Genomic DNA, 24,993 nt, shown 5'->3' with positions numbered 1-24,993 from the left:
CCTGACCCGCCCAAGTGGACAGGTGTCGGTCCGCGCTAGGATGCCGCCCATTCGGTGTAAAGGTACCTTGACAAAGGGGTTCGGCAGATGAAGGCGCTTCGGGTCGGAGCAGTGGTGGCGGCGCTCTTCGTGGGCGTGGTCGCGATCGCGCAGGCGCAGCAGCCGCCGCTGTTGGCGCACGTGGAGGTGCGCGACAACGTCTACGTGCCCGCCGACTCCACCGTCGGCATCGGCGGCGCGGTGCGCTTCGCGTTCGCCGAAGGCGAGGAGTCCCACAACGTGCACTTCGCCAACACGGGCGTCACGTGCACGCAGCTCTCCGGCCGCAAGACCGGGCCCACGGGCGCCGTCCTGCCGTCCACCGCGGAGGGTCCCGGTTGGACCGGCAGCTGCACGTTCCCGGGCCCGGGCGTGTACCGCTTCGTGTGCGACGACCACAACGGCATGGACGGCAAGGTCACGGTCGCCAACGCCGACGGCTCGCTCCCGGTGGAGGCGACGCCGACGCCCACCCCGACGCCGACCGCGTCCCCCACGCCGCAGCCCGGCGTCACCACCCCGCCGACGAGCGACGGCAGCACGCCGGGCCCCGCGGTCGTCGCGCCGAAGCTCACCGTCGCCGCCTCCCAGCGCGGCCGGGCCGTCGCCGGCTCGATCAAGGGCGGCTCCGCCACGGCCTCGGTGACGGTCGAGACGCTCGCCGCGCTCAAGGCCAAGGCCAAGCCGGTGCGCGTCGGCCGCGCGCGCTACACGGTCGCCGCCGGCGCCACCAAGACGTTCACCCTCCCGCTGAACGCCAAGGGCAAGGCCGCCCTGCGCAAGCTCGGCAAGCTCAAGGTCACCGTGCGCTTCACCGTCGCCGGCGAGACCGAGACCCGCACGGTCACGCTGCGCCCGGCCAAGCAGGCCAAGGCCTCGCTCGCGCAGAAGACCGCGACCGTCCGGGTCGGCGACAACGTCTTCACCCCCAAGACCGCCACGATCGCCGCGGGCGGCACCGTCACCTGGCGCTGGGTCGGCAAGAAGGCCCACGACGTCGTCGGCTCCGGCTTCAAGTCCAAGGTCCAGAAGACCGGCACGTTCAAGCGCACGTTCGCGAAGCAGGGGACCTATAAGTACGTCTGCACGCTGCACCGCGGCATGGCGGGCACGATCCGCGTCAGGTAGCGGAGACCACCGGTTCCTGGACGGACTGGGCACCTGAGGGGCAGTCCGCGCACTTGACCTCGCGGCGCGGGTTGCGGATGCCGGTCAGACCCAGCACCCCGCCGACGGCGAGCAGCGCCGCGCAGATCGCGACGCCCGTGTGGAAGCCGGACACGCCGAACGTGCCTTCCGGGCCGGAGGAGACCGACGCCACGACCGCGCCGACGGCCGCGATGCACAGCAGCGAGGCCACGCGGGCGATCGCGTTGTTGACGGCGGAGGCGATGCCGGCGTTGTGCTCGTCGGCGTCCGCCAGGACCGTCGCGGTCAAGGGCGTGACGGTCGCGGTCAGGCCGAGCGAGAAGAGCATCAGGGCCGGGAAGAGGTCGGTCCAGTAGGAGACGGTCTCGTCGAGGCGGAGCATCAACGCGACGCCGACGGCGCTGACGAGCGGGCCGCAGCCCATGAAGTACCGAGGCCCGAAGCGGTCGGCGAGGGCGCCGAAGCGGCGGGAGAGGGCGAACATCACCAGGGTCGTCGGGATCGTCGCGACGCCCGCCTCCAGGGCCGTGTAGCCCGCGACCTGTTGAAGGAACAGCGTCAGGAAGAAGAACAGCGCGCCGAGGCCGCCGTACATCGAGAACGTCTGCAGGTTGCCGAACAGGAAGTTGCGCCGGGAGAACAGCTCGAGCGGGAGCATCGGGTCGGGGGTGCGGCGCTCGTGCCAGACGAACACCGCCAGCAGCACCACGCCGACGATGGCCGCCCACCACATCGGCGGGTTGATCAGGGCGAAGACGGGTCCGGCGAGGCCGAACGCCGTCAGCAGCGCGCCGATCCAGTCCAGGCGCACGTCGCGCCGACCGGTCGCCGCGGGCACCGCCATCGCCACCAGCACGAGCGTGATCAGCACGAACGGCACGTTGATGAAGAAGATCCAGCGCCAGCTGAGCGTGTCGACGAGCCATCCGCCGGCGAGCGGCCCGATGACCGTCGCGATCCCCGCCCAGGCCGTCCAGGAGCCGATGGCGGCGCCGCGCTCGTCGGGCGGGAAGGCGGCGATGATCACCGCCAGCGCGCTCGGCGTCAGCAGCGCGCCGAACACGCCCTGGAGCGCGCGGCCCGCCACGAGGATCTCGATCGAGGGCGCGAGCGCGCACAGGACGCTCACGACGCCGAACCCGCCGACGCCGACGGAGAAGACCCGCCGCTCGCCGTAGATGTCCCCGAGCGACCCGGCGACGAGGATCAGCGACCCGAGCGTCAGCAGATAGGCGTTCGACACCCACTGCTGGCCGGCGAGCCCGCCGCCGAGGTCCTCGCGGATCGCCGGGAGCGCGACGTTGACGACCGTCGCGTCCAGGCCCGCGACGAACGAGCCCATGATCGCCGCGACCAGCGCGAGCTGCTTGCGGTTGCGCGCCATCAGCGCTCCAGGACCTGCTCGCGCGGGACGGCGGCGGCCGCCCGCCGGCGCAGGGTCTCCAGCGGGAGCGGCACGCCGCTGCCGAGCAGGACGACGTTGCCGGGCGCGCGCTCGCGCAGCACGCCGGGTGGCGCCACCCAGGCGACGTTCCCGAACACCGCGCGCATCAGCTCGTCGTGCACGCGCACCTCCTCGAGCCCGGGCACGTCGATCACGTTGAGGGCGTAGACGCCCGCCGGCCGGAGCACGCGGCGTACGTGCGCCACGAAGGCGGCCACCGACAAGGCGGCCGGGACGTGCGGCCCGTCGAACGCATCGCCGATCACGAGGTCGGCGCTCCGGTCGGGCCGCCCGGCGATCAGCTCGGCCGCGTCGCCGACCTTGACCCGCAGGCGCGGAAACGCGCGCAGGCCGAGGTGCTCGCGCGCGAGCGCGACCACCCCCGGGTCGATCTCCCACACGAGCTGGCGCGAGTGCGGGCGGGTCGCCTCCACGTAGCGCGGGAGCGCGCACGCGCCGCCGCCGACGTGCAGCACGTCCACGGACGACCCCTTCGGCCGGAAGGCGTCGATCAGGTCCGCGATCCGGCGCATGTAGCCGAAGGTCAGCCGGGTCGGGTCCTTGAGGTCGACGACGCCCGCCTCGCGCCCGTCGAGCAGCAGCGTGCGCGAGGACGCGTCGGACGCGATCACCTCGGCCTCGGCGAACGCGGTGCGGACCGCGACGGGCGCCGGAGCCGGCCGCCCGCGCCGCTCCCGCCCGCGCCGCCTCACTGCGGGGCCAGCTCGCTCGAGTCCGCGATCTGCAGCTTCCGGCGCGCCCGCTCGTAGAAGCCCTGCGCGTGCAGGCGCAGGATCCGCGCCGGCCGCGGGCTGAGCGAGAACTCGATGCAGTCGCCCTCGCGCAGCTCGGCCACGCGCTGGCCGTCGGCCTCGAGCAGCAGCGGCGCCGAGCGGTCCAGCACGTGCACGCGCAGGCGCTCGTCCGGGTGCAGGAAGACCGCGCGGTCGAAGGCCGCGTGCGGCGCGACCGGCGTGACGAGCAGTCCGCGATGCCGCGGCGAGACGATCGGGCCGCCCGCCGCGAACGAGTAGGCGGTGGAGCCGGTCGGCGTCGCGATCACGAGCGCGTCCGCCGTGTAGCGGGCGAAGATCTCCTCCTCGACCTCGACCGCGAGTGCCGCGGGCCCGTGGCCGGGGATGCGCGACAGCGCGGAGTCGTTGAACGAGGTGATCTCCATCGGGAAGCACGTGCCGCTGACGGTCATCACGGCGCGCTCCTCGAGCCAGTGCTCGCCACGGTCGATCCGGTCCAGCGCGTCGGCGAGCTCGTCCAGGGCGACCTCCGCCAGGAACGCCAGCCGCCCGAGGTTGACGCCGAGCACCGGCACCTCGTGCGCCGTCGCCGCCTTCAGCGCGCGCAGGATCGTGCCGTCGCCGCCGAGGCCGATCACGAGGCCCGCGTCGATCGCGAGGTCCTCGTCGGGCACGGTCTTGACCGAGGACGGGACGAGGTCCGTCGCTTCCTCGAGCGTGCGCACCTCCATCCCGTGCCGGCCGGCCCAGGCGACGATCCGGTCCACGTGCTCGCGGCTGTTGCGCCGCGGATGCAGCACGACGCCGATGGCGGCACCCTTCACGAGTCGTCGCGGTGGACGGTGTCCGGGGAGAAGGCGGGCAGGCAGACGGCGATGTACTCGGCACCCTCGGGCGTCGAGTAGCGGATCCACTCCCCGGCGCGGGTGAGCACGCCCTGACCGGCGGGGACCTCGAGGGTTCCGCCCTCGTGCTCGACGACCATGCGGCCGCTCAGCACGACGGTGTACTCGTCGAAGTCCGGGCGCTGCCCGGGCTCGACCCAGCCGGCGGGGGAGCGCATGTGCGCGACGCTCACGCGGTCCTCGCCGGTGTTGACCCGACCGACGTACTCGTCGATGAGCTTGGGCTTGGTGCCCGCCGCCTCCACGCGCGACGGGGCCTCGATCAACTCGGGCATCGGCCCAGCAGTCTAGGCTCCCAGGCGAACATGGGCGCAACCGACGAGTTCCTGATCAACAACCAGGCCTACGCGATCCGGTTCGACAGTGGCCACCTGCCCACGCCACCGCGCAAGCAGGTGGCGGTCGTGACCTGCATGGACTCGCGCATGGACATCTTCGCGATGCTCGGCCTCAACAACGGCGAGGCCCACATCATCCGCAACGCCGGCGGTGTCGTGACCGACGACGTGATCCGCTCGCTCTCCATCTCCCAGCGCAAGCTCGGCACGCGGGAGATCATCGTCATCAACCACACCCAGTGCGGGATGCTGACGTTCACCGACGACGAGTTCCGCGAGAACCTGCGCAGCGAGACCGGCATGAAGCCGCCGTGGTCCCCCGAGTCGTTCTCCGACCTCGACGCCGAGGTCCGCAACTCGCTCAACCGCATCCGCAACAGCGCCTTCATCCAGCACAAGAACGCGCGCGGCTTCGTCTACGACGTGGACACCGGGCGTTTGCGCGAGGTGTTCTGAGAGCGCCACGGTTTCGTCGCCGGCCTGACAGCCTCCACTAATCAGACGATCGTAGACTCGTTCGTCCGTGCGATTTGCGAGCTCTGACACAGACACACCGCTGCGACGCCTCGACCTGAAGCGCCAGGCCGGCGCGCTGAGGCTCGGAGACGCCGAAGGCTCATGGCTGGACGGCGCCGAAGCCGAGATCCGTGACGAGCTGCTCGCGGTGGACGACCGCTCAGCGGTGAGTCCTGAGCTCATCCGGCGCGCACGCCGCACCTGGGAGACCCGGTACCACTTCTCGCCCGCGCGCGCGAACGTGATGCGGGCGCTCGACCTCGAGGGGCTGACCGTGTTGGAGGTGGGCGCCGGCTGTGGCGCCGTCACCCGCTACCTGGGCGAGACGTGCGCGAACGTCGACGCGCTCGAGCCCAACGGCGTGCGCGCCGGCGTGGCCGCGCTGCGCTGCGAGGACCTCGACAGCGTCGAGGTCTTCCACGGCTCGCTCGAGGACGTGCCGCTCGAACCCGTCTACGACGCCGTCGTCATGGTCGGCGTGCTCGAGTACGTCGGCGGCAGCGCCGGCTGGGACGATCGCGTCCGGTTCCTGCGAGACGCCGCGGCGCGCGTGCGGCCCGGCGGCAGCGTCGTGTGCGCGATCGAGAACCGGCTGGGCGCGCAGTACCTGGCCGGCGCGCCCGAGGAGCACGTGGCGCAGCCCTTCGCGGGGCTCGAGGACTATCCGCGCAGCGGCCCCGCGCGCACGTTCGACCGTCCGACGATCGAGCGCCTGTTCCGCGAGGCGGGGCTGCAGACGACCGTGCTCGGGCTGTTCCCGGACTACAAGTTCGCCCGGTTCGTCTTCCACGACCGGCTCCTGGACGGCCCGCGCCGCCCGCTCGCATGGCGCTTCCCGCGCTTCCCCAGCACCGGCTCGCCGCACCCCCGCGCACGCCTCGCGTCGGAGTACCACCTCTGGCGGAGCCTCGTCGAGGGCCGGCTCGGCGGGCAGTTCGCCAACTCGTTCCTGGTGGTCGCGACCGCCGACGGCCAGCCGGACCTGTGGCCGGAGGAGCGCGAAGCGGCCGCCTGGTCGACGGAGCGCGCGGCGCCCTACCTGACCCAGACCGAGGTGGTCTCCTCGGGACAGCTGCGCCGTCGGCGGCTCGCGGACGCCGCGGAGGCCTCCGCACTCGAGCACGCGCCGCGCGACAGCGCCTTCCGCAGCGGCCGGCCGCTGCTCGAGCAGATGGAGACCGCGTCGGCCGCGGCGCTGCCCGCGCTCGTCTCGCTCTGGCGAGGGCACGTCGAAGCGACGGCCGGCACCGGCGACGCGGTCAACGTCGACATCTCGCCCGAGCATGTCCTCGGCGCCACCGAGCGCAGCCTCGTGACGATCGACGAGGAGTGGTTCCACCGGGAGCTCGGGGTGGACTTCGCGCTCGGGCGCGGGCTGTTGAACGCCGTCTTCATGCTCGTCGACCGCCGGCCGCCCGAGGCGTGGCCCGACGGGTGCGTCACCACGCGGGACGTGTTCACGACGCTGGCTCGAGACGGTGGGCTGCGCGGTCGCGCGGCCGACCTGGAGTGGATCTGCGCGCAAGAGGCACGGCTGCTGTCGGAGATCGAGGTCGGCGACGCCTCGGCCGAGGCCGCGATCCGCAAGCACCTGAACGCGTCGCTCGAACGTCCGCTCGCCGACGGCGTGCTCGGCGCGCGCGAGGTGGAGTTCCGCGATGCGGCGGGTCAGGTGCCCGAGCTGCACGAGACCGCGCGCTGGTTGCACCGCGAGGTCGCGGCGCGCGATCAGCGGATCGCGGAGCTCGAGGTCGCGGTCGAGCGGCTCGACCGCACGCGCATCCCGGCGCGCGAGCTCGCGCGTGAGCTCGGCCGCCGCGTGCGTGCCCGCGCGGCGCGGCGCTAGGCCGGCTCGAGGCCGGTCGAGGCGCTCGACCGGCGGGCGATGCGGCGGGCGGTGCTCAGCCCGCCGTAGCGGCTGATCAGCACGATCAAGCCGACGACGGTCGGCGGCACGAAGTACATGAAGCGGCTGAGGATGAGCATGCCGGAGGCGGCTCCCGCGGTGATCCCGGCCGCCTTGAGGCCGAGGATCATGCCCCAGTCGTAGGTGCCGGCGAAGCCGGGCGCGGCGGGGATCGCGGCCGCGAGCGACGCGAGCGTGATGACCAGGACGCCGTCCAGCAGCGAGAGCGAGAGCGACAGCGACTGCGCGATCACGACGAGGTTGAGGCCCTCGAGCACCCAGATCGCCACGCTGAGGCCGACGACCGGGATGCCGGACGGGTGCGCGAACAGCCGCAGCGCGCGCGCCACCGGCCGGATCGTCGCGGCGAACGTCTCGAAGCGCCCGGTCCGGCGCAGGTAGAGGTAGACGGCCAGCGCGACGAAGCCGAGCACGAGCCCGGCGCCGATCAGCGCCGCCGTGCCGCGCCCGGCGGGCGAGTCGGCGAGGCCCAGGCTGAGCACGACGAACAGCCCCGCGAGCACGATCGCGTCCAGCAGGCGCTCGGCGAGCACCGTGCCGAGGATCTCCCGGCGGCGCGCGTCCGAGCGGGCTCCGAGGATCCCGATCTTGAGGATCTCGCCGCCGCGCGCCGGCAGGACGTTGTTGCCCATGTAAGCCACGGCGGTCAACGCCATTGCGTCGCTGCGTGCGTGCGGCACGTGCGCGAGCACCATGATCCGGTGCCAGCGCCAGCCGCGCAGGGCGAGCGCGACCAGCGTCATCACGAGCGAGAGCGACAGCCACGCCAGCCCTTCCGCGCTCGAGGGCAGCTCGGGCGCCGGCTGCTGCAACATCCAGTAGACGACGGCGGCGAGCGAGACGACGGAGACCGCCAGGCCGAGCCAGCGCCGGACCCAGCGCATCACGGCCGGCGCGTGCGGGCTCCCGCGGCGCGTCGCAGCCGCCGGTCCCGCCCTCCCTGCTCCGGCGGCGCGAGCCGCGCGGGGCGCTCGGCCGCCGCGCGCTGCGGCCGCCGGTAGTCGCCGCGGCTCAGGTGCTGCTCGAGGAAGACGTAGAGCACGATGAACAGGTACCGGCTGCCCATCTCGTTGAGGGCGAGCTTGGACTCGCCCGCCGCCCGGTTCGTCCACGACGTCGGCACGATCGCGTAGCTGAAGCCGCGCGTGACGGCCTTCAGCGGCAGCTCGACCGTGAGGTTGAAGTGGTGCGAGAGCAGCGGCTGCGCGTTCTCGATCACCTCGCGCCGGTAGGCCTTGAAGGCGTTCGTCGTGTCGTTGTAGCCGTGGCGGAACAGCAGCCGGATGCCCTGGTTGACGATCCGGTTGATCCACAGCTTCAGCGGCGGGTAGTCGCGCACCACCGCGCCCGGCATGAACCGGGAGCCGAACGCGCAGTCGTAGCCCGCCTGCAGCACGCGGTAGTACAGGACGACGTCACGCGGGTCGTCCGAGCCGTCGGCCATCACGAGCACGACGGCGTCACCCTCGAAGCTGTCCAGGCCCTTGCGGACCGCGAAGCCGAAGCCGTGCGGCGGCTCGTTGGTGACGACGCGGACCGGCCCGCCGACGGCCAGCGCGACGTCCGCGGTGCCGTCGGTCGAGTTGTCGTCCACGACGACCAGCTCGTAGTCGTCGACCTCGCTGTCGAGCACGTCGATCAAGCCGCGGAGCGTCGGCTCGATCACGAGGGCCTCGTTGTGGGCGGGGATGACGACGGAGAGCTTCATCAGGCCGTGGCGGCGCTCCAGCGCTCGACGTTGGCGTCGTGGATCTCCTGCAGCGTCGACTCGAGGTCGTAGGACTGCTGCCACTCCGGGTAGTCGGCCTCGAACCGGCTGAGGTCGCTGATCCACCAGCGGTGATCGCCCATCCGCGCCTGGTCGGAGTAGGTCCAGTCCAGCGTCTTGCCCGAGATGCGCTCGCAGGCGGCGATCGCCTCGCGCATAGAGCAGCTGTGCCCGCGGCCGCCGCCGAGGTTGTAGACGGCGCCGGGGCGCGGGGCCTTGTGGAAGGCCTCCATCGCGGCGCTGACGTCGTTGGTGTGGATGTTGTCGCGGACCTGCTTGCCGTCGTAGCCGAAGACCGTGTACGGGTCGCCGGCGACGGTGCACTTCATCAGGTAGCTGAGGAAGCCGTGCAGCTGCGTGCCCGCGTGCTGCGGACCCGTCAGGCAGCCGCCGCGGAAGCAGACCGTCGGCATGTCGAAGTAGCGGCCGTACTCCTGGACCATCAGATCCGCCGCGGCCTTGGACACGCCGAAGAGCGAGTGCATGCACCCATCGATCGACATAGACGTGTCGATGCCGCCGAAGTAGTGGTGATCCTCGGGCAGCTCGAGGCGCTCACCGATGTCGACGAGCGGCAGGCGGTTCGGCGTGTCGCCGTAGACCTTGTTCGTCGACGTGAAGATGAACGTCGCGTCCGGCTTGACCTTGCGGGTCGCCTCGAGCAGGTTCATCGTGCCGTTGGCGTTGACGCCGAAGTCCGTCGGCGGATCGGACGCGGCCCAGTCGTGGCTGGGCTGCGCGGCGGTGTGGATCACGGCGGCGAGGTCGTTGCCGATGCTCTGGAACAGCCGCAGCACGCCGTCGGCGTCGCGGATGTCCAGCTCCTCGCTGCGGAACTCGGCGCTGAACTGCTCACGCAGGCGGTCGGTGGTGCGGCCGGTCGAGGCGTCAGGGCCGAAGAACCGCGAGCGCATGTCGTTCTCGATGCCGACCACGTTGTGGCCCGCACGCACGAAATGCGTCACAGCTTCGGAACCGATCAGCCCGCCGGATCCAGTGACGATCACGGTGGACATCGGGCCCCAGTCTACGAGCCTGCCAGCGCCGAAACGACGAGCGCCTCGTTGTCGCGCACCCAGCGCGCGATGTCCTCCAGCGTGTCCGCAGCGTCACGCTGCGGCCGCCAGTCGGTGAGCGCATACAGCCGCGACGCGTCAGTCAGATACACGCGGACGTCGCCCGGACGGTCGCTGCCGGCCACCCCGACCGGGACCTCGTTGCCGGTCAGCTCACGGCACAGCGCCGTCGTCTCGGCGAGGCTCAGCGAGATCTCGCGGCCTCCGCCGACGTTGACGAGCCGCCCCGCCCACTCCTCCGGCGCGCCGAGCTGCCGGTCGATCAGGTCGACGACGTCGTCGACGTGGATCAGGTCACGCACCTGCTTGCCGACGCCGCCGTAGCCGATGTAGCTCAGCGGACGCCGCGTCTGGTGCGCCAGCACCCAGTAGGTGAAGACGCCCTGGTCGACCTTGCCCATCTGCCACGGCCCCGCGATGACGCCGCAGCGGTTGATCACGGTCGGGATGCCCAGCACGGCCGCGTAGTCGGTGACGAGGTGCTCGGCGGCCAGCTTAGTCGCGCCGTAGAGCGTGCGCGCACCCTCGAGCGGGAAGTCCTCCGCCACGCCGGCGGCGTCCGTCAGCTCGAAGCGGGTCTCGGCCTCGCGGAACGGGAGCGCGTCCAGCGCGCCGTACGGATACACCCGCGAGGTCGAGATGAAGACGACCTGCGCGGAGTCGCGACGGGCCAGCTCGAGGCAGTGGTAGGCGCCGAACAGGTTCGACTGGACGAGGTAGTCGGGTGAGTCGTGCACGCCGGCCAGCGCGCTCGGCTCGGCGCTGCACTCGACGATCGCGTCGACTTTCGCCAGCGCCGTCAGGTCGCCGGGCGAGCGCACGTCGCCGTGGACGAAGCGCACGCCGGCCGCGCGCAGGCGCGGCAGGTTCAGCTCCGAGCCGCGGCGCTTGAGGTTGTCGAAGGCCACGATCTCCCAGTCGGGATGCCGCTCGGCGAGGCCGATGCACAGGTTCGCACCCACGAACCCGCTGCCGCCGGTGATCAGGACGCGATGGGCCATGCGCCCTAGACTCGCACACCGCATGTCGACCCCTTCGGCGTCCCGTACCCATGCCCTGAACCGCGTCCGGCTGAAGGCCGAGCGCCTTTGGCTGCACCCGCGCGCGCCCAGCGTCGTGCTGGCGCTGCTGGCACTGCTGGCGTTCGTCGTCATCCTGCGCGCGGGCCGCGGCCTGTTCTTCTTCGGCGACGAGTGGGCCTTCCTGCTGCACCGGCGCGGGATCTCGCTGGAGACGTTCCTCGCCCCGCACAACCAGCACCCGTCGGTGGGCCCGGTCGCCAGCTACAAGCTGCTGCTGGCCGTCTTCGGGATGGACAGCTACCTGCCGTACCGGATCGTCGTGGCGCTGCTGCACCTGCTGTGCGGCGTGTTCGTGTACTTCTACGCCCGCCGCCGCGTGGGCGCGCGGCTCGCGCTGATCCCCGCGGCGATCATGTTCTTCCTGGGCGCCGCCTGGGAGGACGTGATGTGGGGCTTCCAGGTGGGCTTCATCGGCGCCGTGACGTTCGGCGTCGCCGCGTTGCTCGCGCTCGACGGTGGGCGCCGGCGCGACTGGCTGACGTGCCTGGCGCTCGTGGTGTCGTGCACCAGTGCCGGCATCGGCCTGCCGTTCCTGCTGGTGGTGGCGATCGTCATCCTCACGCAGCCGCGGCCGCTGCCCCGGCTGTGGGTCGTCGTCGTGCCCGCGCTCGCCTTCGCCATCTCGGTCATCGGCTACGGCGGTGACGCGCAGTCCACCTACGCCTCACCGTCCGCGGCGATGCGCTGGGGGCTCGAGATGGCCGCCGCCGGCTTCGGCGCGGTGTGCGGCGCGGTCGGCGTGAACTGGGGGCGCTCGCTGCTCGTCCTGGCGGTCGTCGGCCTCGTGCTCGGCCTCCGGCGCGGCCGCGTCGTGCTCGACGCGCGGCTCGCGGCGCTGCTGCTCGGTGCCGTCGCCTACTGGCTGCTGATCGGCTCCGGACGGGCAGAGATCCCCGGGCTGCCGCCGGACACGAGCCGCTACACGTACGAGAGCGCCGTCTTCCTGCTGCTGATCGGCGTCACCGTGCTTGCCGGCACCCGCGTGACCCGCGCCATGGGCTGGGTGCTCGCTGCGGCCACCGTCGTGGCCTGCGTGAGCGCGGCCGGCCTGTTCCAGAGCGGCCCGGCCGTGCCGCGCCTGAACGCGGCGGGCCTGCTGCCTAAGCTCACCGCCGCCGACGCCGCGCTGGGCCAGACCGTCAACGGCGACCTGCAGATCGACCGTGACTACTCGCCCGACATCGACATCCGCAGCTACCTGAGCGCGGTCGAGAAGTTCGGGCCTGCCGGCCCGTCGCTCGACGACCTGCGCCGAGACAACCAGGGCGCCAAGGCGACGTTCGACATCTACTACCTCGCGATCACCGGGATCGGCCCCAAGCCGGCGCCCGCGGGCACGCCGACCGGCGGCCAGTGCGCGGAGACCACCGCCGGCCAGGACGCGACGCTCGAGCCAGGGCGCCGTTACCTGCTCACGAGCCGGGCCGCGGCCGGTGTGCAGCTGCGACGCCTGGCGACCGACGTCCGCGCCGACGAGGCCCCGACGCCGCTCGCCGCGAACGCGCCCGCGATCCTCGAGCTCCCCAAGGACGCGCTGCGCGAGCCGTGGACGCTGCGCGTCAGCGGCGCGCCCGTGCGCATCTGCGCCGTCTAGGACAGCGCCACCTCGTGCTCGCGCGAAGGAGCGGGCACGTCCGGCGACGCCGTGGGGGCGCTGATGCGGCCGCCCGTGGCGGCCGCCGTCAGGATCGCGACCCACGTCAGCGTCGCCAGCGTTACGTGGACCCAGACGAGCCCGGCTGGCAGGTGGAGCTGCCACTGCAGGGCGCCGACGGCGCCCTGGCAGGCCAGGAGGATGCAGACGACGGTCGTGGCGCGGCGGATCAGCGGGTCCCGGTCGCGGCGCCGAACGATCACCCACACGGCGACGCTCAAAAACCCAAGGATCGCGCCCATCGTCGAGTGACGCTCGATCGCCCAGTTGAGCGTCTCCCCCGGGCCGTGCCACGTGATCCGCTCGACGACGTCGCCGGTTCCCGCACCGCCCGCGTGCGGACCGGCGGCGGTGACGATCGTGCCGCCCGTGAGCGAGACGAAGCCCGGCACCACCAGCAGGCGCACCGCCCAGGTGCTCACCTTGTCGCGAGCCGGCGGCCGTACGCCCGGCTCGAAGGTCGCCCGCCAGGCCAGCGCGACGTTTGCCACGAGCAACAGCATCGACAGCAGGAAGTGCATGATCACCCAGCCGGGCGACAGGTCGAAGATGACCGTGAGCCCGCCCCAGACCGCCTGCGCGAGCACGCCGACCGGCAGCAGCACGGCGATCAGCAGCAGGTCGCGCCGGAACGGCCGCCGGCGTGCCGTCGCCCACACCGCGAGCAGGCACGGGATCAGGACGACGCTCGTCATCAGCCGGTTGCCGAACTCGACCAGGGCGTGGTAGCTGAGCTCCGGCGTGAGGCTCGTGCCGTTGCAGCGCGGCCAGTCCGAGCAGCCCAGGCCGGAGCCCGTCAGGCGCACGGCGGCACCCGAGAAGACGATCACCGCGCAGACCACGAGCGCCGCATACGCGACGAGGCGGACTTCATGCGGTGAGAAGTTACGGCGCAGGAACGTCATGGAGCCGAACCATTCTGCCGCATCGACCCAGGCGGACAAGACCGTCTCTTCCGCGTGGACCGTGAAATGACCGTGTGCAGGTCGTGCCGAACACCCCGGACTCTAGGCCGCAACGAACACCTCCGCGATTCGCGCGATCTCGGCCTCGGTGAGGTCGGCGGCCATGGGCAACGCCAGCGACCGTGCCGCCAGGTGCTCCGTCACCGCGAGCCCACCATGCTCGGCGTGTGACCAGGCGGCGTGACGATGCAACGGCGGGTCCCACAAGGTACGGGTCTCGACGCCCAGCGAGCGAGCGCGTGTGAGCGCCGCGTCGCGCTTCCGCGGGGAACCCACCACCACATGGGTGGCACTCCATGCCGAATGCTCACAACCGTGTTGGAAGCGAACGTCTGCGCCACGCAGCGCTTCCTGCAGCGCAAGGCCGCGCGCCCGGCGCTCGGCGACGAGGTGTTCAAGCCCATCCATCGCCGCCAGGCCGGCGGCCGCCCCGAGCTCGGACAGCTTCGCGTTGATGCCGACGGTCGTGTTCACCACGCCGTCGCGCAGACCGTAATTCGCGAGCCGGCGTAGCTCTTCGGCCAGCTTGGGGTCGGGTGTGACGAGCACGCCGCCCTCACCGAACCCGGCCGGCTTCGTCGCTTCGAACGAGTAGGCCGTCAGCGCGCCGAACGGGTCCGCCGCGCCGAGACCGGCCGCGGCGTCGTAGATCAGTGGAAGCCCGTGCGCTCCAGCGACGGAGGCCCATCCGGCGAGCTGCTCAGCCGGCGGCGGAGTGCCGAACGTCGCACTCACGAGCACCGCCGCCACCTCGCGCCCCTCCACAGCGGCCTCGAGCGCGGCAGGGTCCACGTGCCAGCCATCCGGTTCGACGTCGACGAAGAGCGGCCGGAAGCCGCTCCACTCGACGGCGCCGGGCACGGCGGCGCAGGTGAAGCTCGGGATCGCGACGAGCCGCCCGTCCCCGGCGCCGGAGAGCGCACGCAGGGCGAGCATCAAGCCGGAGGTCGCCGAGCTGACCGGCACCCCGTACCCACCGCCGAGCGCCCCGGCGCGCCGGCCCAGCTCCTCGACGCAGGGGCCGCGCGTGTACCAGCCGACCGCCTCCGACCGCGCGTAGTGCGCCGCGATCTGCTCGAGCCCGGCCGGGCTGGGCCGCTGGAACGGGACGGACGTCATGGAGCGTGCTCGAAGGTGGGGCGATCGACGATTCGCGTGGCCATCGTGCGTTTGAAGCGCAGCAGCGGGTCGTCGGCGGCCCCGCTGCGGCCGCCGCCGAGATAGCAGAGCTCGGCGCCCGCGTCCCGGCAGTGTCGCAGGCCTTCCGCGATCAGCAGGTTGGCCGCGCCCGGCGGCGGGTCGGGCGTGCGGCGCCTCGCGCTCAGGTGGTAGGTCGCTTCCTCGCCCACGACGAGGAAAAGCGCCGCCGCAGCGAGTCCGTGTGCGTCGTGCAGCTCCCACTGGACCGCGCCCGCCCCGTCGAGCGCGAGCAGGTACGTGTCGTCGAAGCGGTAGTGCGCGGGCGCGGCGAGCGCGTCCATCGCGGCTCGGTAGAGCGCTCCGAACGCGGGGGTCACCGGCCCGGACTCGACGCGCGCCCCACTGCGCAGCGCGCGCCGGACCATCGTGCGCGTCTCACCTTTGAACCGCTCCACCGGGTCGCCGCCGTCGAAGTCGTGCACGGCGATGGGCCGCGACGAAACCGCTGGCGCGTGCGCCGCCAACGCCGCCGCGAACGCCTCGCCGGCGCCGACGGGCGCGAGCGCGAGCCGCCATGGCCGCGGATGCCGCGCCGCGAGCTCCGCGGCGGCCGAGAGCGCTTCCGCGGACGTGTCGCCCGTGGGCTGCGGGTACCCGTACGGCGTGTGCAGCGCCCCACCGGGCTCGACCACGACCGGAAGCTGCACCCCGCCGAGCACGAGCGTGTCGGGCGTCCCGCCGTCGTGGCGCGCGCTCGCCTCGAGATACGCCGCGGAGCCGAAGAGCCCACCGGCGGCCGCGGTCATGACGCGCTCCCGCCGCGTGGCGCGCCGACCAGCCGGCCGTGGCGAGTGGTCACGCCCCGACCCCGGCGTCGCAAAGCGCGGATAGGACGGTGTCCACGTGCGCATCGGTGACGCCCGCGTGGCAGGGCAACGCGAGCACCGCCTGTGCGCGCTCGTGCCCCATGAGCGGCCGCGTGACGAGGCCCGGCAGCGCAGCGTCGATCCGCTCGCGCAGGGCGGCGTCCTCGATGATGATCGGAAAGCCGTGGGCGACCGTCCCGGGCGGCCAGTGCGTGAACGCGGCGACCGGACCGAGCGCCGCCATGTAGCGGGTGGCCGCGCGCTCCATGCGGGCGCGCGCCGTGGCCGCGTCGAACACCGTCAGCGCTTCGCGGGCACCATCCGCGCTGATCGTGTCGGCGGCGATGTGCGTCCCGCCGTGCACTAGCGCCGCGCCGTCGCGGCTGCCGGTCCAGGTCGCCAGGTCGAGAACGGCGGTGCCCTCGATCGGGTCGCGGCTGAGCAGCGCGCCCGTGCGGTCCTCGACCACCCGCGCGCCGTGCTCGGCCGCGATCCGCCGGGCACGCGCGGACGGCGGACGGCCGCAGGTCCAGCTCAGAACCACGGTCCGCCCCGGCGCCGCGTCGGCCAGCGAGCCGGGAGACGGGTCGAGCAGCGCGTCGAGCGCGTAGGTGACGACGTCCAGGCCGCGCGCGGCGTCGGCGATCGCCGGGCTCATGCACGTCGGCAGGGCGACCGGACCGTCCAGCGTCAGCGCCGCGGCGGCTTCGGGCCGCGCGGTCCAGACCGCCGGCAGGCCGCGGGTGAAGTCCCGCGCGTTGTGCCACCGGGCGGGCGCCACCAGGCGTGGCAGAGCGGTCAGCGGGCCTTCGGCCTCCGAGGCGGGCGGCGGCGCCTCCACCAGCTCGAACCGGCGCTCGCCGAGCGTGACGAACGGCCCCGGGTACGGTGGGTTGAAGCGCGCCCGCAGGACGTCGGCTGCGCCGATCAGCTCCGCGGCGGGCAGCTCGCGCCCGAATACCTGGCCTCCCGGCGGTTGCGGGCGCGCGGGCAGCCGATCCGCGATCAGGTCGTCCAGGACCGCGTCGAGGAGCTCGACGGCCGTACGCTCGACGAGCGGGATCGCCTCCGCGGCCGTGAGCTCGCTCCCGACCGGGAGTCGCCGCTGGGCGAGGATCGGCCCGGCGTCGACGTCCGGGACCATCGCGTGCACTGTGACGCCGAGCTCGCCCGCGCCTCGCGCCAGCGCCCAGATCGTCGAGTAGGCGCCGCGGAAGTCGGGCGCGATCCCGCGGTGGACGTTGATCGCGCGCGGCGCCAAGGCAAGCAGCTCGTCCGGCAGGATCAGATCGTACGACAGCGAGAGCAGCAGGTCCGGCGCTCGCGCTTCCAGCCACCGCGCGGGCTCCGCGACCCCGCGCAACCGCGGGAAGTAGGCGTGCTCGACGTCGTTGCGCTCGCACCACGCGACGGTGAACGGGCACGCCCGGCCGCTGCCGCCGCCCGCGTGGCTGGCGATCACGCCGACCGGCCCCACGCCGTGCGCAGCCAGGACGTCGAGCATCGCCACGCCGACCGGGCCTCCGGCGAGCGCGACGACCCGCGGTGCGCTCACAGGCTCCGCCGTACGGCCCCGGCGATCCGCGCGAGCTCGTCGGCGGTGAGGTCGTTCGCCATGGGCAGGGCGACCGTGCGAGCCCCCAGCTCGTCGCTCACCGGCAACGTCCCATGGCGTCTGGCGCCCGCGAATGCCGGATGCCGGTGCAGCGGCGGATCGAACGGGGTCCGGACCTCCACGCCCGTGGCGGCCGCCGCGGCCAGCACCGCGGCGCGGCTCGCGGCGTCGCGCACACGGACCGGCGCGACCTGCCACGTGGAGCCGTCCGCGCCAGCCTGCCACGCGACCGGAAGCCCGTCCAGCGCGTCCCGCAGCTCGCGCGCGCAGCCGCGACGCAGGCCGAGCTGCTCGTCGAACGCGTCCAACATCGCGAGCCCGCAGGCACCCGCGAGCTCCGACAGCTTCGCGTTCGTACCCGTCTCGACGCTCACCCGCGTCACCGGGTCCAGGCCGAAGTTCTGCAGGCGACGGACGCGCGCCGCCAGCTCGGGGTCCGCCGTGACGAGCAACCCGCCCTCGCCGATCGCGAACGGCTTGGTCGCGTGGAAGGAGAACAGCTCGACTTCCCCGGCCGTGCCCGCGGCCCGGCCCTCGTCGTCGACCGCGCCGAACGCGGCGGCCGAGTCCAGCACGAGCGGCACGTCGTGCGCCTCCGCGGTCGCGCGCCACGCCGCACGCGTCCCGGCCGTCGGCGGCGTGCCGAAGGTCGAGCTCCCGAGCACACCCGCCACCTCGCCGGCGTGCGCCTCCAGCGCCGCGGCCAGCTCGGCACCGTCCATCTGCCAGCTCTCGGCGTCGACGTCGACGAACAGGGGCTCGAAGCCGGCCGCCTCGACCGCGCACGCCGTCGCCGTGAAGGAGTAGGCCGGCGTCGCGATCAGCCGCCGGCGCGGGTCGCAGAGCGCCCGCAGCGCGATGACGATCGCGAGCGTGCAGTTGGCGACGGTGACGCACTCGACCCCGCCGAGCCGGGCGCCCAGGCGCGTCTCGAGCTCCCGCACGCAAGGCCCGCCGTTGGAGAAGTACCGCGCCTCTTCCGCGAGCCGGTAGTACTCCAGCACGCGCTCCGCGGGCGGCAACCAGGGGCGTTGGTAGCGCACGGTCGCGACGGCACTGGACACGGGGCTCACGCGTCTGGAGGTTAACGTGACCCGTGGTAGCGTTCGCCCCTTGAGACCCCTTCGTGCGGTTCGCAACGCGGCGCAGCGGATCTACGACACACGGGCCGGGGTGGAAGCGCTCACGGCGCAGGTCGCGGAGCTCAGCGACCTCAAGGCGCAGGTCGCCGAGCTGGCCGAGCTGAACACCCAGCTCGCCGAGAGGTTGCAGGCGCTGAGCGCCCAGGCAACCGCCGATCAGGCTGAGACCAGGCAGTTGCTGCGGCTCGTGCACGACGACGAGCCCGCGAACCGCCAACGCCTCTGGCGCATCCGCGAGGCACCGGAGTACGAGCTCGCGTTCGAGGAAGACGAGCCGCTGGTCAGCTTCGTCGTGACCACGTACACCAACGTCGAGGCGCTGATGGAGCGCTCGCTCCCGTCGATGCTGGCGCAGACCTACGAGCGCTTCGAGATCGTGATCGTCGGCGACGCTGCCGCCCCTGAGATCGAGCGCGCCGTCAAGAGCGTCCGCGATCCGCGTGTGCGCTTCTACAACCAGACGCTGCGCGGCCCATACGACGAAGTCGCCGATCGGCTGTGGTACGTCGCGGGCGGACCGCCGGCCAACGAGGCGTTGCGGCTGGCGCGCGGACGCTGGGTCGCCCAGATGGACGACGACGACGCGTGCCGTCCCGGACGGATCGAGCTGTTGCTGAAGGCTGCGCGCGAGCGTCGGCTGGAGTTCTGCTACGGCCAGATCCTCGAGCACGTGCCGGACACCCCTGACCGGCTCGTCTGCCGGTTCCCACCCGCGCTCGGCGCCGTCAACATGCAGGCGTCGCTCATGCACAGGGACATGCGGTTCATCGTCTTCGAGCTCGGCGACGCGCTGTTCGACGTCCCCGGCGACTGGTCGCGGATCCGTCGCATGATGCGCCTCGGTGTCCGTATGGGCATGATCGACGACATCGTCGTCGACTACTACCGCGGCACCGGTTGGCAGACCGTCAGCGGCCCCGAGGCCTAGCGTCGCCAGGGCAGCCGCGACCGCTTGGGCGCGGGCGGCGACGACGTCGGGCGCAGGTCGTACGCCCCCGTCTCGTCCGGGACGAGCTCCAGCGTGCACGCCGAGCAGCGCAAGCCGGTCTCGGTGCGCTCCAGCCTCGTCTCGCTGCATGCCGGGCAGCGCAGCGCGCGCACGACGGTGCTCGCGAAGTCGTCGACCGTCACGGTGGGCGTCAGCGGCGCCTCGCGCGTGAGCACGAACCCGACCCGGTAGGAGTCGCCGAAGCGGCTCTCGCGCATCATCCGCAGCCACTGGTCGTGGTGGTCGCGGTACTCGGTCGCGCCCTTCGCTGCGAGCTCGGGGTGCACGTCGGCGACGACGGCGAGTGTCGAGAGGACGCCGTTGACCTGCGCCCAGGGCTCCACGCGGAAGCCGGTCGCGTGCGCGCACGCCTCGGCGACCTCCGCCCCGGTCGGCAGCCCGTGCTCGGCGTGCTCGTCCAGCCAGTCGGGAGCGTCCAGCCCGGCGGCCTCGTACATCTGCCGGAACATCGTGTCGAGGTCGCCGGCCTCGGCGAGCGGGCACGACACGAACACGCGGCGGGCGGCCACGCGGGCCAGCTCGGCGACGAACGGGCCACGGACGTCCGCGGGCATGTGCTCGAGCGTGTCGAGGCAGGCGATCGTGTCGAAGGCCCCGTCCTTCCACGGGAACGGCCCCGGCGCGGTGCGCACGGCGAACATCGTGTCGGCCACACGGCCCGGGAACGCGATGTCCTGGCCCGCGAACGGCAGGTCCGGGAGCACGCTGTAGAGGCCGACTGGCCCGCACCCGACGTCGAGCACGCTCGGCCGCCCCGGACCGAGGTCGTCCACCAGGACCGCATACCGTGTGAGCCAGTTGAGCACGCGCCGAGCCTAGCCGCCTTCTCGCTAAGGTCGCGCCGTGCCCGAAGACGCTGAGCTACACGATCTCGCCCTGGCCGCGCGTGCGCGCCAGGTGGCCGAGCTGCGGGCCGAGCTGGCGGAGTTGACGAGCGCGCTCGAGCATGCGCGCGCCGAGGCGGCCGGCCATGAGCGCGAGGCGAACGCGCAGCGGGCGCGGGCGGACGCGACCGAACGCGAGGCGATCGCCCAGCGCGAGCGCGCCGACGCGCTCGAGGCCACGCCGCGCCGGGGGCGGCTGCGGCGACGATGACGCCCGCGCTGTCGATCGTCATGGTCAGCCACGGCGCGCTCGGATGGACCGAGCGGGCGCTGGCGGCCGTCGCCGAGCACACGCGCGCGGTGCACGAGGTCATCGTGGTCGACAACGCCTCCACCGACGGCACGCCTCAGCGGCTGCGCGAGCTGCCCGTCCGCCTGATCGAGAACGCGGAGAACCGGGGTTTCGGGCCGGCGAGCAACGAGGGAGCGGAGGCGGCCCGCGCGCCCGTCCTCGTCTTCCTGAACACGGACGCGCTCGTCGAAGCGGGCTGGGACCAGCCGTTGTTGGACGCGGTCGCCACGCCCGGCGTCGCCGCCGCCGTGCCGCTCGTGCTCGAGCTCGACGGGCGGATCCAGTGCGCGGGTGCGCTGCTCGGCCGCGACGGGACCGTGATCGAGCACGGCAACGGCGCGGACCCGCGCGACCCGGCGTACCGTTTCCCACGGGCCGTCGACTTCGGGCCCGGCGCCTGCCTGGCCGTGCGCGCCGAGGCGTTCCGCGCTGCGGGCGGCTTCGACGCCGCGTACGCGCCCGCCTACTACGAGGACGCCGACCTGTGCCTCGCACTCGCCGGCCGCACCCTCTACGTCCCCGCCGCCACCATCCGCCACGCGAAGAAGGCGTCGGGCGGGAACGAGCTCGCGCAACAGCTGTCGGACCGCCACCGCGCGTTTTTCGCCGCCCGCTGGCACGAGCGCCTGGCCGGCCGGCCGAGCACGCTCGCGCGCCCGACGCCGCCCCTGCTCCTCGCGGCTCGAGACGCGCCCGCCGACGGGCGCGTCCTGGTCCGCGACCCGGCTGTGCTCGACGCCCTGCTGGCCGCGCGACCGTTCGCCCGCGTCAGCCTCGTCGGTGGGGACGAGACGTGGCTGGCCCGTGGCGTCGAGCTGATCGACGAACACGCGGCCGCGGCCCGCGCGCACCACTACGACGTCGAGCTGAGCGCGCCGCCGCGCGACCTCGCGCGGGCTCTGGCCGCAGGCGGGCTCGTCTAAGCTCTGCCGCCACTTGGGCCGTAACGAGAACCTCATCATCGACGTCGGCATGCACACCGGCGAGGACACGGCGCTTTACCTCGCCAAGGGCTTCGACGTCGTCGCGGTCGAGGCCAACCCGACCCTCGTCGAGCAGAACCAGGCGAAGTTCGCCGCGGAGATCGCAGACGGACGGTTGCGCATCGTCCACGCCGCCGTCACCGAGCATTCCGGCACCGTGCAGCTCGCGGTCGCCGACGACTTGACGGAGTGGAGCTCGGCGTCGCCGGACTTCATCGCCCGCAACGAGACGATCGGCGTCAAGCTGCGCGAGCTCGAGGTCCCGGCCCTGCGCTTCCAGGACATCCTGGCCGACGTCGGGATCCCGCGTTACCTGAAGATCGACATCGAAGGCCTGGACATGCTGCCCGTGCGGGCACTGCGCGACTTCGACCAGCGTCCGCGCTTCGTGTCCATCGAAACCAAGGCGCAGGCCGCCTCGGCGCCGATCGAGGAGGCCTTCGACGAGCTGGCCGAGCTATGGACGCTCGGCTATCGCGGCTTCCAGTATGTGCAGCAGGGCAACCATGCGATCACGCTGGAGCCCAACCCCGCGCGCGAAGGCCGCCACAGCGGCCTGAAGATGGAGAACACGGGCTCGGGCCTGTTCGGCGACGACCTGCCCGACGAGTGGGTCACGGTCACTACCGCCTACTCGCGCGCGCAGCGCATGCGGGCGTTCCAGAAGGTCGTCGGCGTCGGCATGCGCTTCGCCCACACCCGTCCGGTCCGCGCCTACGCGAACCTGCGCAAGGCGGCGAACAAGCCGGTCGCGTGGTGGGACCTCCACGCGCGACTCGACTGAAGCCGCCCGCTACCTCAGCGCGGCCTCGAGGTCGCCGAGGAACGCCTCCGTCAGCATCCCGCCGTCGGAGGCGAAGAAGTTGATGTCGCGCTCGACCTTCTCGAGGATCACCGTGTCCGCGGCCTCGATCGAGGCAAGCAGGTCCGCGGTCGGCGTGCCGAACCACGGCACGTTCTGCAGCTCGCTGAAGTAGGGGCCGAGCGCGTCGAGCATCGCCACGCCGAACGAGTCCTGCACGAACACCGTGCGGCCTTCGCGCAGCGGGTCGCCCACGTCCGGCCAGCGCTGAGTCGTCAGCTCCACGTCGCCGACCTGCTGCTTGGTCACCTCGGGCTGCTCGTCGTTGCGCTTGACCGTCCACAACGGCGCGTCGCGCTTCTTCGGCGTGCCGACGAGGCCCGACAGATCGCCCTGGTAGTCGACGCGGCCCTTCTGGAGGTCCGCGTCGCGGAGCTGCGCCGGGCCGCCCAGATGGCGCAACAGCGCGCGTACGCCAAGCGCGGCGCCCTTGGAGTTCCAGTGCGTGTCCTCCGGGTGGTACGTCTCCTCCGGGGGCGCGGCCTTGACGGCAAGCTCGGCCTCGCGCAGCGGCAGCACGTCGTCGTTGCCCGTACCCTCCAGCGCCTTCCACGCCTTGGCCCGGCCCGGCTTGTAGCAGTCCTTCTCCGCGAAGGCGTCGGGCAGGTACTCCGGGTAGATCGTCGACTTGTCGGGCGGCACGACGAGCACGACGTCACGGCCGCTCGCGCGGATGATCGACAGCATCCGCTCCCAGCGCTGCATCGCCCGCGCCCATGGGATGTACTCGGCGCACGCGCGCGCCAGCTCACCCTGAAGGAAGAGCCAACCGTCCTTGCCCTTGAGCACTGTCGTGTCCGTGGCGCCCGGGTTCGCGCCGGCGGTCGGCTCGGGCTTGGCCGGCTGGTCGGGCTCGCCGAACGGCAGCGCGTCGCGCGACGGGTTCCCGCCCGCGGTCTGGTTGCCGCCGTAGTCCGGCGTCGTGTCGAAGACGTTCAGCGACACCCACGTGTTGGCGCGCACCGCCTGCTCGCGCAGCGGCAGCCGGTCGACGAAGAAGCGCGTGGCGCCGTCGAACGCCTCCCAGCCCTGCGACAGCTGCGGCCGCGACGCCATCGGCCGGTTCTCGAACGGCCGTGCCCGCACCCCGGCGACCCACAGCAACAGCGGGGCGAAGAAGAACAGGAGGGCGAAGGCCGCGACCAGCTTGCGCATCAGAACTGGAAGTACAGGAAGGGGCTGAAGGAGCCAGCGGCAACCACGACGGCCGCGTAGGGCACGAGCACGAGCACGGCGAAGCGCGCGTAGAGCGGCGTCCCCGCCCAGCGGTCCATGACGACGCGCCCGAAGACGAGATCGCGTGGCAGGAGCACGCTCGCCAGGCCGACGACGAGCGCCAGCACCGCCTGGCCCTGCAGGGCGGCTTCGACGCGCGGGTCGATCCCGCTGAAGTCGAACGACACCATCGCGACCATGAAGTCGATCGCCTGCCCGAGGTCGGTCGCCCGGAACAGGACCCAGCCGAACACGACCAGCACGAAGGTCACGAGCCGGCGCGGCCACATCCAGCGGTCGTCGGACCAGCGGTTGATGCCCGCCAGCCGCTCACCCACGAGCAGCAGGCCGTTGTAGACACCCCACAGCACGAACGTCCACGCCGCGCCGTGCCAGGCTCCCGTGAGCAGGAACACGAACATCAGGTTGCGGACCGTGTGCGCCTGCGTGCCGCGGGACCCGCCGAGCGGGATGTACACGTAGTCGCGGAACCAGCGCGACAGCGTCATGTGCCAGCGACGCCAGAAGTCCGTCATCGAGACCGAGGAGTACGGGCGGTTGAAGTTCTCCGGGAAGCGCAGGCCGAACATCCGGGCCATGCCGATCGCCATGTCGCTGTAGCCGGAGAAGTCGAAGTAGATCTGCACCGTGTAGGCCAGCGCGCCGATCCAGGCCGTGCCCGAGGTGGGATTCGCGCTGACGGCGAACGCGGCGTCGGCGACGCGGCCGGCAGGATCGGCGACAACGACCTTCTTCGAGAGGCCGAGCGCGAAGCGCGGGAAGCCCTCCGCGATGTCGTCCAGCCGGCTCGAGCGCGGCGGAGGGTGGCGGATCTGGTCCTCGATCTCGTGGTAGCGGACGATCGGGCCCGCGATCAGCTGCGGGAAGAACGCCATGTACTGCGTGTAGTCCGCCACCGAGCGCATCGGCCGCGCCTGGCCGCGGTAGATGTCCACGATGTACGAGATCGCGTGGAACGTGAAGAACGAGATGCCGATCGGCAGCGTGATCTCTGGCACCGGGATTACGCCGTCGCCTAGGACGGCGTCGATCTGCTGGGCGACGAAGACCGTGTACTTCCAGGCGAACAGCAGCGCGAGGTTGAAGACGATCGCGACGAGCAGCGCGGTCTTCGCCCGCTCGGGGTTCGGGCCGGCCTTCAGCCGCCCGATGATCGCGCCCGCGACGAAGTTCAGCCCGATGCTGAAGAGGAAGACGAACAGGAACGCGTGCGCCCCCCACACGTAGAAGCCGAGGCTGACGACGGCGAGCAGCACGTTGCGCCAGCGCGGCGCCAGCGCGAGGTACCCCGCGAGCACGACCGGCATGAACAGCCAGATGAACTCGATCGAGGAGAAGACCATGGA

24 protein-coding genes are annotated in these 24,993 nt (G+C 72.5%); 8 read left to right on the top strand and 16 right to left on the bottom strand.

All coding sequences use genetic code 11. The features are described from left to right. The first annotated feature begins 87 nt into the window (after positions 1-87). Positions 88-1,167 (top strand): cupredoxin domain-containing protein, encoded by a 1,080-nt coding sequence (locus C8N24_RS13710; RefSeq protein WP_121250683.1) that lies wholly within the window; start codon positions 88-90, stop codon positions 1,165-1,167. Here C8N24_RS13710 and C8N24_RS13705 read toward each other — a convergent pair. The 4 genes from C8N24_RS13705 to C8N24_RS13690 are packed head-to-tail and all read right to left on the bottom strand — an operon-like array spanning position 1,160 to position 4,567. Then, the gene (locus tag C8N24_RS13705; RefSeq protein WP_121250682.1) at positions 1,160-2,572 is read right to left on the bottom strand and encodes an MFS transporter; all 1,413 of its coding nucleotides are present in this window, start codon (positions 2,570-2,572) and stop codon (positions 1,160-1,162) included. The genes C8N24_RS13710 and C8N24_RS13705 overlap by 8 nt on opposite strands. Further along, positions 2,572-3,345 carry a spermidine synthase gene (locus C8N24_RS13700; RefSeq protein WP_121250681.1) on the bottom strand — a complete coding sequence of 258 codons (774 nt, stop codon included), beginning with the start codon at positions 3,343-3,345 and terminating at the stop codon, positions 2,572-2,574. Before C8N24_RS13700 ends, C8N24_RS13705 begins: the two co-directional genes overlap by 1 nt. Further along, entirely contained in the window at positions 3,342-4,211 is an 870-nt protein-coding gene (locus tag C8N24_RS13695) for an NAD(+)/NADH kinase (protein ID WP_121250680.1), read from the bottom strand. Before C8N24_RS13695 ends, C8N24_RS13700 begins: the two co-directional genes overlap by 4 nt. Next, the gene (locus tag C8N24_RS13690) at positions 4,208-4,567 is read right to left on the bottom strand and encodes a cupin domain-containing protein (RefSeq protein ID WP_121250679.1); all 360 of its coding nucleotides are present in this window, start codon (positions 4,565-4,567) and stop codon (positions 4,208-4,210) included. The genes C8N24_RS13695 and C8N24_RS13690 overlap by 4 nt, the downstream gene beginning before the upstream one ends. A gap of 30 nt (positions 4,568-4,597) precedes the next feature. On the opposite strand from C8N24_RS13690, the gene C8N24_RS13685 reads away from it, so the two are divergent. Together C8N24_RS13685 and C8N24_RS13680 are read left to right on the top strand one after the other, a co-directional pair. Next, complete coding sequence (locus tag C8N24_RS13685; RefSeq protein ID WP_121250678.1) at positions 4,598-5,086, top strand: beta-class carbonic anhydrase; 489 nt, start codon at positions 4,598-4,600, stop codon at positions 5,084-5,086. 67 nt (positions 5,087-5,153) lie between these two features. Next, positions 5,154-6,992 carry a class I SAM-dependent methyltransferase gene (locus tag C8N24_RS13680; RefSeq protein WP_121250677.1) on the top strand — a complete coding sequence of 613 codons (1,839 nt, stop codon included), beginning with the start codon at positions 5,154-5,156 and terminating at the stop codon, positions 6,990-6,992. On the opposite strand, the gene C8N24_RS13675 is transcribed toward C8N24_RS13680, so the two are convergent. Genes C8N24_RS13675 through C8N24_RS13660 form a run of 4 tightly spaced genes read right to left on the bottom strand, consistent with a single transcriptional unit; the run spans position 6,989 to position 10,918 of the window. Beyond that, positions 6,989-7,957, bottom strand: a complete 969-nt coding sequence (locus C8N24_RS13675) for a lysylphosphatidylglycerol synthase transmembrane domain-containing protein (protein ID WP_121250676.1) — start codon at positions 7,955-7,957, stop codon at positions 6,989-6,991. The genes C8N24_RS13680 and C8N24_RS13675 overlap by 4 nt on opposite strands. After that, positions 7,957-8,781, bottom strand: a complete 825-nt coding sequence (locus C8N24_RS13670; RefSeq protein WP_121250675.1) for a glycosyltransferase family 2 protein — start codon at positions 8,779-8,781, stop codon at positions 7,957-7,959. Before C8N24_RS13670 ends, C8N24_RS13675 begins: the two co-directional genes overlap by 1 nt. Continuing rightward, positions 8,781-9,857, bottom strand: a complete 1,077-nt coding sequence (locus C8N24_RS13665) for an NAD-dependent epimerase/dehydratase family protein (protein WP_121250674.1) — start codon at positions 9,855-9,857, stop codon at positions 8,781-8,783. Before C8N24_RS13665 ends, C8N24_RS13670 begins: the two co-directional genes overlap by 1 nt. Before the next feature lie 11 nt (positions 9,858-9,868). Beyond that, positions 9,869-10,918 (bottom strand): NAD-dependent epimerase/dehydratase family protein, encoded by a 1,050-nt coding sequence (locus C8N24_RS13660; protein ID WP_121250673.1) that lies wholly within the window; start codon positions 10,916-10,918, stop codon positions 9,869-9,871. Positions 10,919-10,940: 22 nt separating this feature from the next. Here C8N24_RS13660 and C8N24_RS13655 point away from each other — a divergent pair, with 22 nt between their 5' ends. Beyond that, on the top strand, positions 10,941-12,593 hold the full coding sequence (locus tag C8N24_RS13655) for a hypothetical protein (protein ID WP_121250672.1): 1,653 nt from the start codon (positions 10,941-10,943) through the stop codon (positions 12,591-12,593). Here the strand turns inward: C8N24_RS13655 and C8N24_RS13650 are convergent. The 5 genes from C8N24_RS13650 to C8N24_RS13630 all read right to left on the bottom strand — a co-directional run bounded on the left by C8N24_RS13650 (position 12,590) and on the right by C8N24_RS13630 (position 18,312). Then, positions 12,590-13,558, bottom strand: coding sequence for a COX15/CtaA family protein (locus tag C8N24_RS13650; RefSeq protein WP_121250671.1), 969 nt, complete (start codon positions 13,556-13,558; stop codon positions 12,590-12,592). The genes C8N24_RS13655 and C8N24_RS13650 overlap by 4 nt on opposite strands. 102 nt (positions 13,559-13,660) lie before the next feature. Continuing rightward, entirely contained in the window at positions 13,661-14,737 is a 1,077-nt protein-coding gene (locus tag C8N24_RS13645) for a DegT/DnrJ/EryC1/StrS family aminotransferase (RefSeq protein ID WP_121250670.1), read from the bottom strand. Next, positions 14,734-15,564: a hypothetical protein gene (locus C8N24_RS13640; protein WP_121250669.1), complete on the bottom strand. Its 831-nt coding sequence runs from the start codon at positions 15,562-15,564 to the stop codon at positions 14,734-14,736. The genes C8N24_RS13645 and C8N24_RS13640 overlap by 4 nt, the downstream gene beginning before the upstream one ends. 49 nt (positions 15,565-15,613) lie before the next feature. Then, positions 15,614-17,179 carry a formyltransferase family protein gene (locus C8N24_RS13635; RefSeq protein WP_121250668.1) on the bottom strand — a complete coding sequence of 522 codons (1,566 nt, stop codon included), beginning with the start codon at positions 17,177-17,179 and terminating at the stop codon, positions 15,614-15,616. Further along, on the bottom strand, positions 17,176-18,312 hold the full coding sequence (locus C8N24_RS13630; RefSeq protein WP_170179071.1) for a DegT/DnrJ/EryC1/StrS family aminotransferase: 1,137 nt from the start codon (positions 18,310-18,312) through the stop codon (positions 17,176-17,178). The genes C8N24_RS13635 and C8N24_RS13630 overlap by 4 nt, the downstream gene beginning before the upstream one ends. Before the next feature lie 40 nt (positions 18,313-18,352). On the opposite strand from C8N24_RS13630, the gene C8N24_RS13625 reads away from it, so the two are divergent. Beyond that, on the top strand, positions 18,353-19,309 hold the full coding sequence (locus C8N24_RS13625) for a glycosyltransferase (protein WP_147447780.1): 957 nt from the start codon (positions 18,353-18,355) through the stop codon (positions 19,307-19,309). Here C8N24_RS13625 and C8N24_RS13620 read toward each other — a convergent pair. After that, positions 19,306-20,196, bottom strand: coding sequence for a class I SAM-dependent methyltransferase (locus C8N24_RS13620; RefSeq protein ID WP_121250665.1), 891 nt, complete (start codon positions 20,194-20,196; stop codon positions 19,306-19,308). The two genes, C8N24_RS13625 and C8N24_RS13620, sit on opposite strands and share 4 nt — an antisense overlap. Positions 20,197-20,233: 37 nt before the next feature. On the opposite strand from C8N24_RS13620, the gene C8N24_RS13615 reads away from it, so the two are divergent. The 3 genes from C8N24_RS13615 to C8N24_RS13605 are packed head-to-tail and all read left to right on the top strand — an operon-like array spanning position 20,234 to position 22,333. Then, complete coding sequence (locus tag C8N24_RS13615) at positions 20,234-20,485, top strand: hypothetical protein (RefSeq protein ID WP_147447779.1); 252 nt, start codon at positions 20,234-20,236, stop codon at positions 20,483-20,485. Further along, positions 20,482-21,489 carry a glycosyltransferase family 2 protein gene (locus C8N24_RS13610; protein WP_121250663.1) on the top strand — a complete coding sequence of 336 codons (1,008 nt, stop codon included), beginning with the start codon at positions 20,482-20,484 and terminating at the stop codon, positions 21,487-21,489. Before C8N24_RS13615 ends, C8N24_RS13610 begins: the two co-directional genes overlap by 4 nt. 13 nt (positions 21,490-21,502) lie before the next feature. Then, positions 21,503-22,333, top strand: a complete 831-nt coding sequence (locus tag C8N24_RS13605) for an FkbM family methyltransferase (protein ID WP_121250662.1) — start codon at positions 21,503-21,505, stop codon at positions 22,331-22,333. Positions 22,334-22,342: 9 nt separating this feature from the next. Here C8N24_RS13605 and C8N24_RS13600 read toward each other — a convergent pair whose 3' ends face one another. Together C8N24_RS13600 and C8N24_RS13595 are read right to left on the bottom strand one after the other, a co-directional pair. Continuing rightward, positions 22,343-23,566, bottom strand: a complete 1,224-nt coding sequence (locus C8N24_RS13600; protein WP_121250661.1) for an alginate O-acetyltransferase AlgX-related protein — start codon at positions 23,564-23,566, stop codon at positions 22,343-22,345. Continuing rightward, positions 23,566-24,990, bottom strand: coding sequence for an MBOAT family O-acyltransferase (locus tag C8N24_RS13595; protein WP_121250660.1), 1,425 nt, complete (start codon positions 24,988-24,990; stop codon positions 23,566-23,568). Before C8N24_RS13595 ends, C8N24_RS13600 begins: the two co-directional genes overlap by 1 nt. Positions 24,991-24,993: the final 3 nt, after the last annotated feature.

Source organism: Solirubrobacter pauli, assembly GCF_003633755.1.
In the GTDB taxonomy this organism is placed as follows: domain Bacteria; phylum Actinomycetota; class Thermoleophilia; order Solirubrobacterales; family Solirubrobacteraceae; genus Solirubrobacter; species Solirubrobacter pauli.
Note: the sequence above shows the minus strand (reverse complement) of the source record. Positions and strands in the feature narration are given on the sequence as shown.

Coding starts and splice junctions, on each gene's coding strand:
- C8N24_RS13685 (WP_121250678.1), top strand. CDS start 4,598: ATGGGCGCAACCGACGAGTTCCTGATCAACAACCAGGCCTACGCGATC.
- C8N24_RS13710 (WP_121250683.1), top strand. CDS start 88: ATGAAGGCGCTTCGGGTCGGAGCAGTGGTGGCGGCGCTCTTCGTGGGC.
- C8N24_RS13655 (WP_121250672.1), top strand. CDS start 10,941: ATGTCGACCCCTTCGGCGTCCCGTACCCATGCCCTGAACCGCGTCCGG.
- C8N24_RS13690 (WP_121250679.1), bottom strand. CDS start 4,567: ATGCCCGAGTTGATCGAGGCCCCGTCGCGCGTGGAGGCGGCGGGCACC.
- C8N24_RS13705 (WP_121250682.1), bottom strand. CDS start 2,572: ATGGCGCGCAACCGCAAGCAGCTCGCGCTGGTCGCGGCGATCATGGGC.
- C8N24_RS13675 (WP_121250676.1), bottom strand. CDS start 7,957: ATGCGCTGGGTCCGGCGCTGGCTCGGCCTGGCGGTCTCCGTCGTCTCG.
- C8N24_RS13600 (WP_121250661.1), bottom strand. CDS start 23,566: ATGCGCAAGCTGGTCGCGGCCTTCGCCCTCCTGTTCTTCTTCGCCCCG.
- C8N24_RS13640 (WP_121250669.1), bottom strand. CDS start 15,564: ATGACCGCGGCCGCCGGTGGGCTCTTCGGCTCCGCGGCGTATCTCGAG.
- C8N24_RS13650 (WP_121250671.1), bottom strand. CDS start 13,558: ATGACGTTCCTGCGCCGTAACTTCTCACCGCATGAAGTCCGCCTCGTC.
- C8N24_RS13660 (WP_121250673.1), bottom strand. CDS start 10,918: ATGGCCCATCGCGTCCTGATCACCGGCGGCAGCGGGTTCGTGGGTGCG.
- C8N24_RS13645 (WP_121250670.1), bottom strand. CDS start 14,737: ATGACGTCCGTCCCGTTCCAGCGGCCCAGCCCGGCCGGGCTCGAGCAG.
- C8N24_RS13610 (WP_121250663.1), top strand. CDS start 20,482: ATGACGCCCGCGCTGTCGATCGTCATGGTCAGCCACGGCGCGCTCGGA.
- C8N24_RS13665 (WP_121250674.1), bottom strand. CDS start 9,857: ATGTCCACCGTGATCGTCACTGGATCCGGCGGGCTGATCGGTTCCGAA.
- C8N24_RS13595 (WP_121250660.1), bottom strand. CDS start 24,990: ATGGTCTTCTCCTCGATCGAGTTCATCTGGCTGTTCATGCCGGTCGTG.
- C8N24_RS13670 (WP_121250675.1), bottom strand. CDS start 8,781: ATGAAGCTCTCCGTCGTCATCCCCGCCCACAACGAGGCCCTCGTGATC.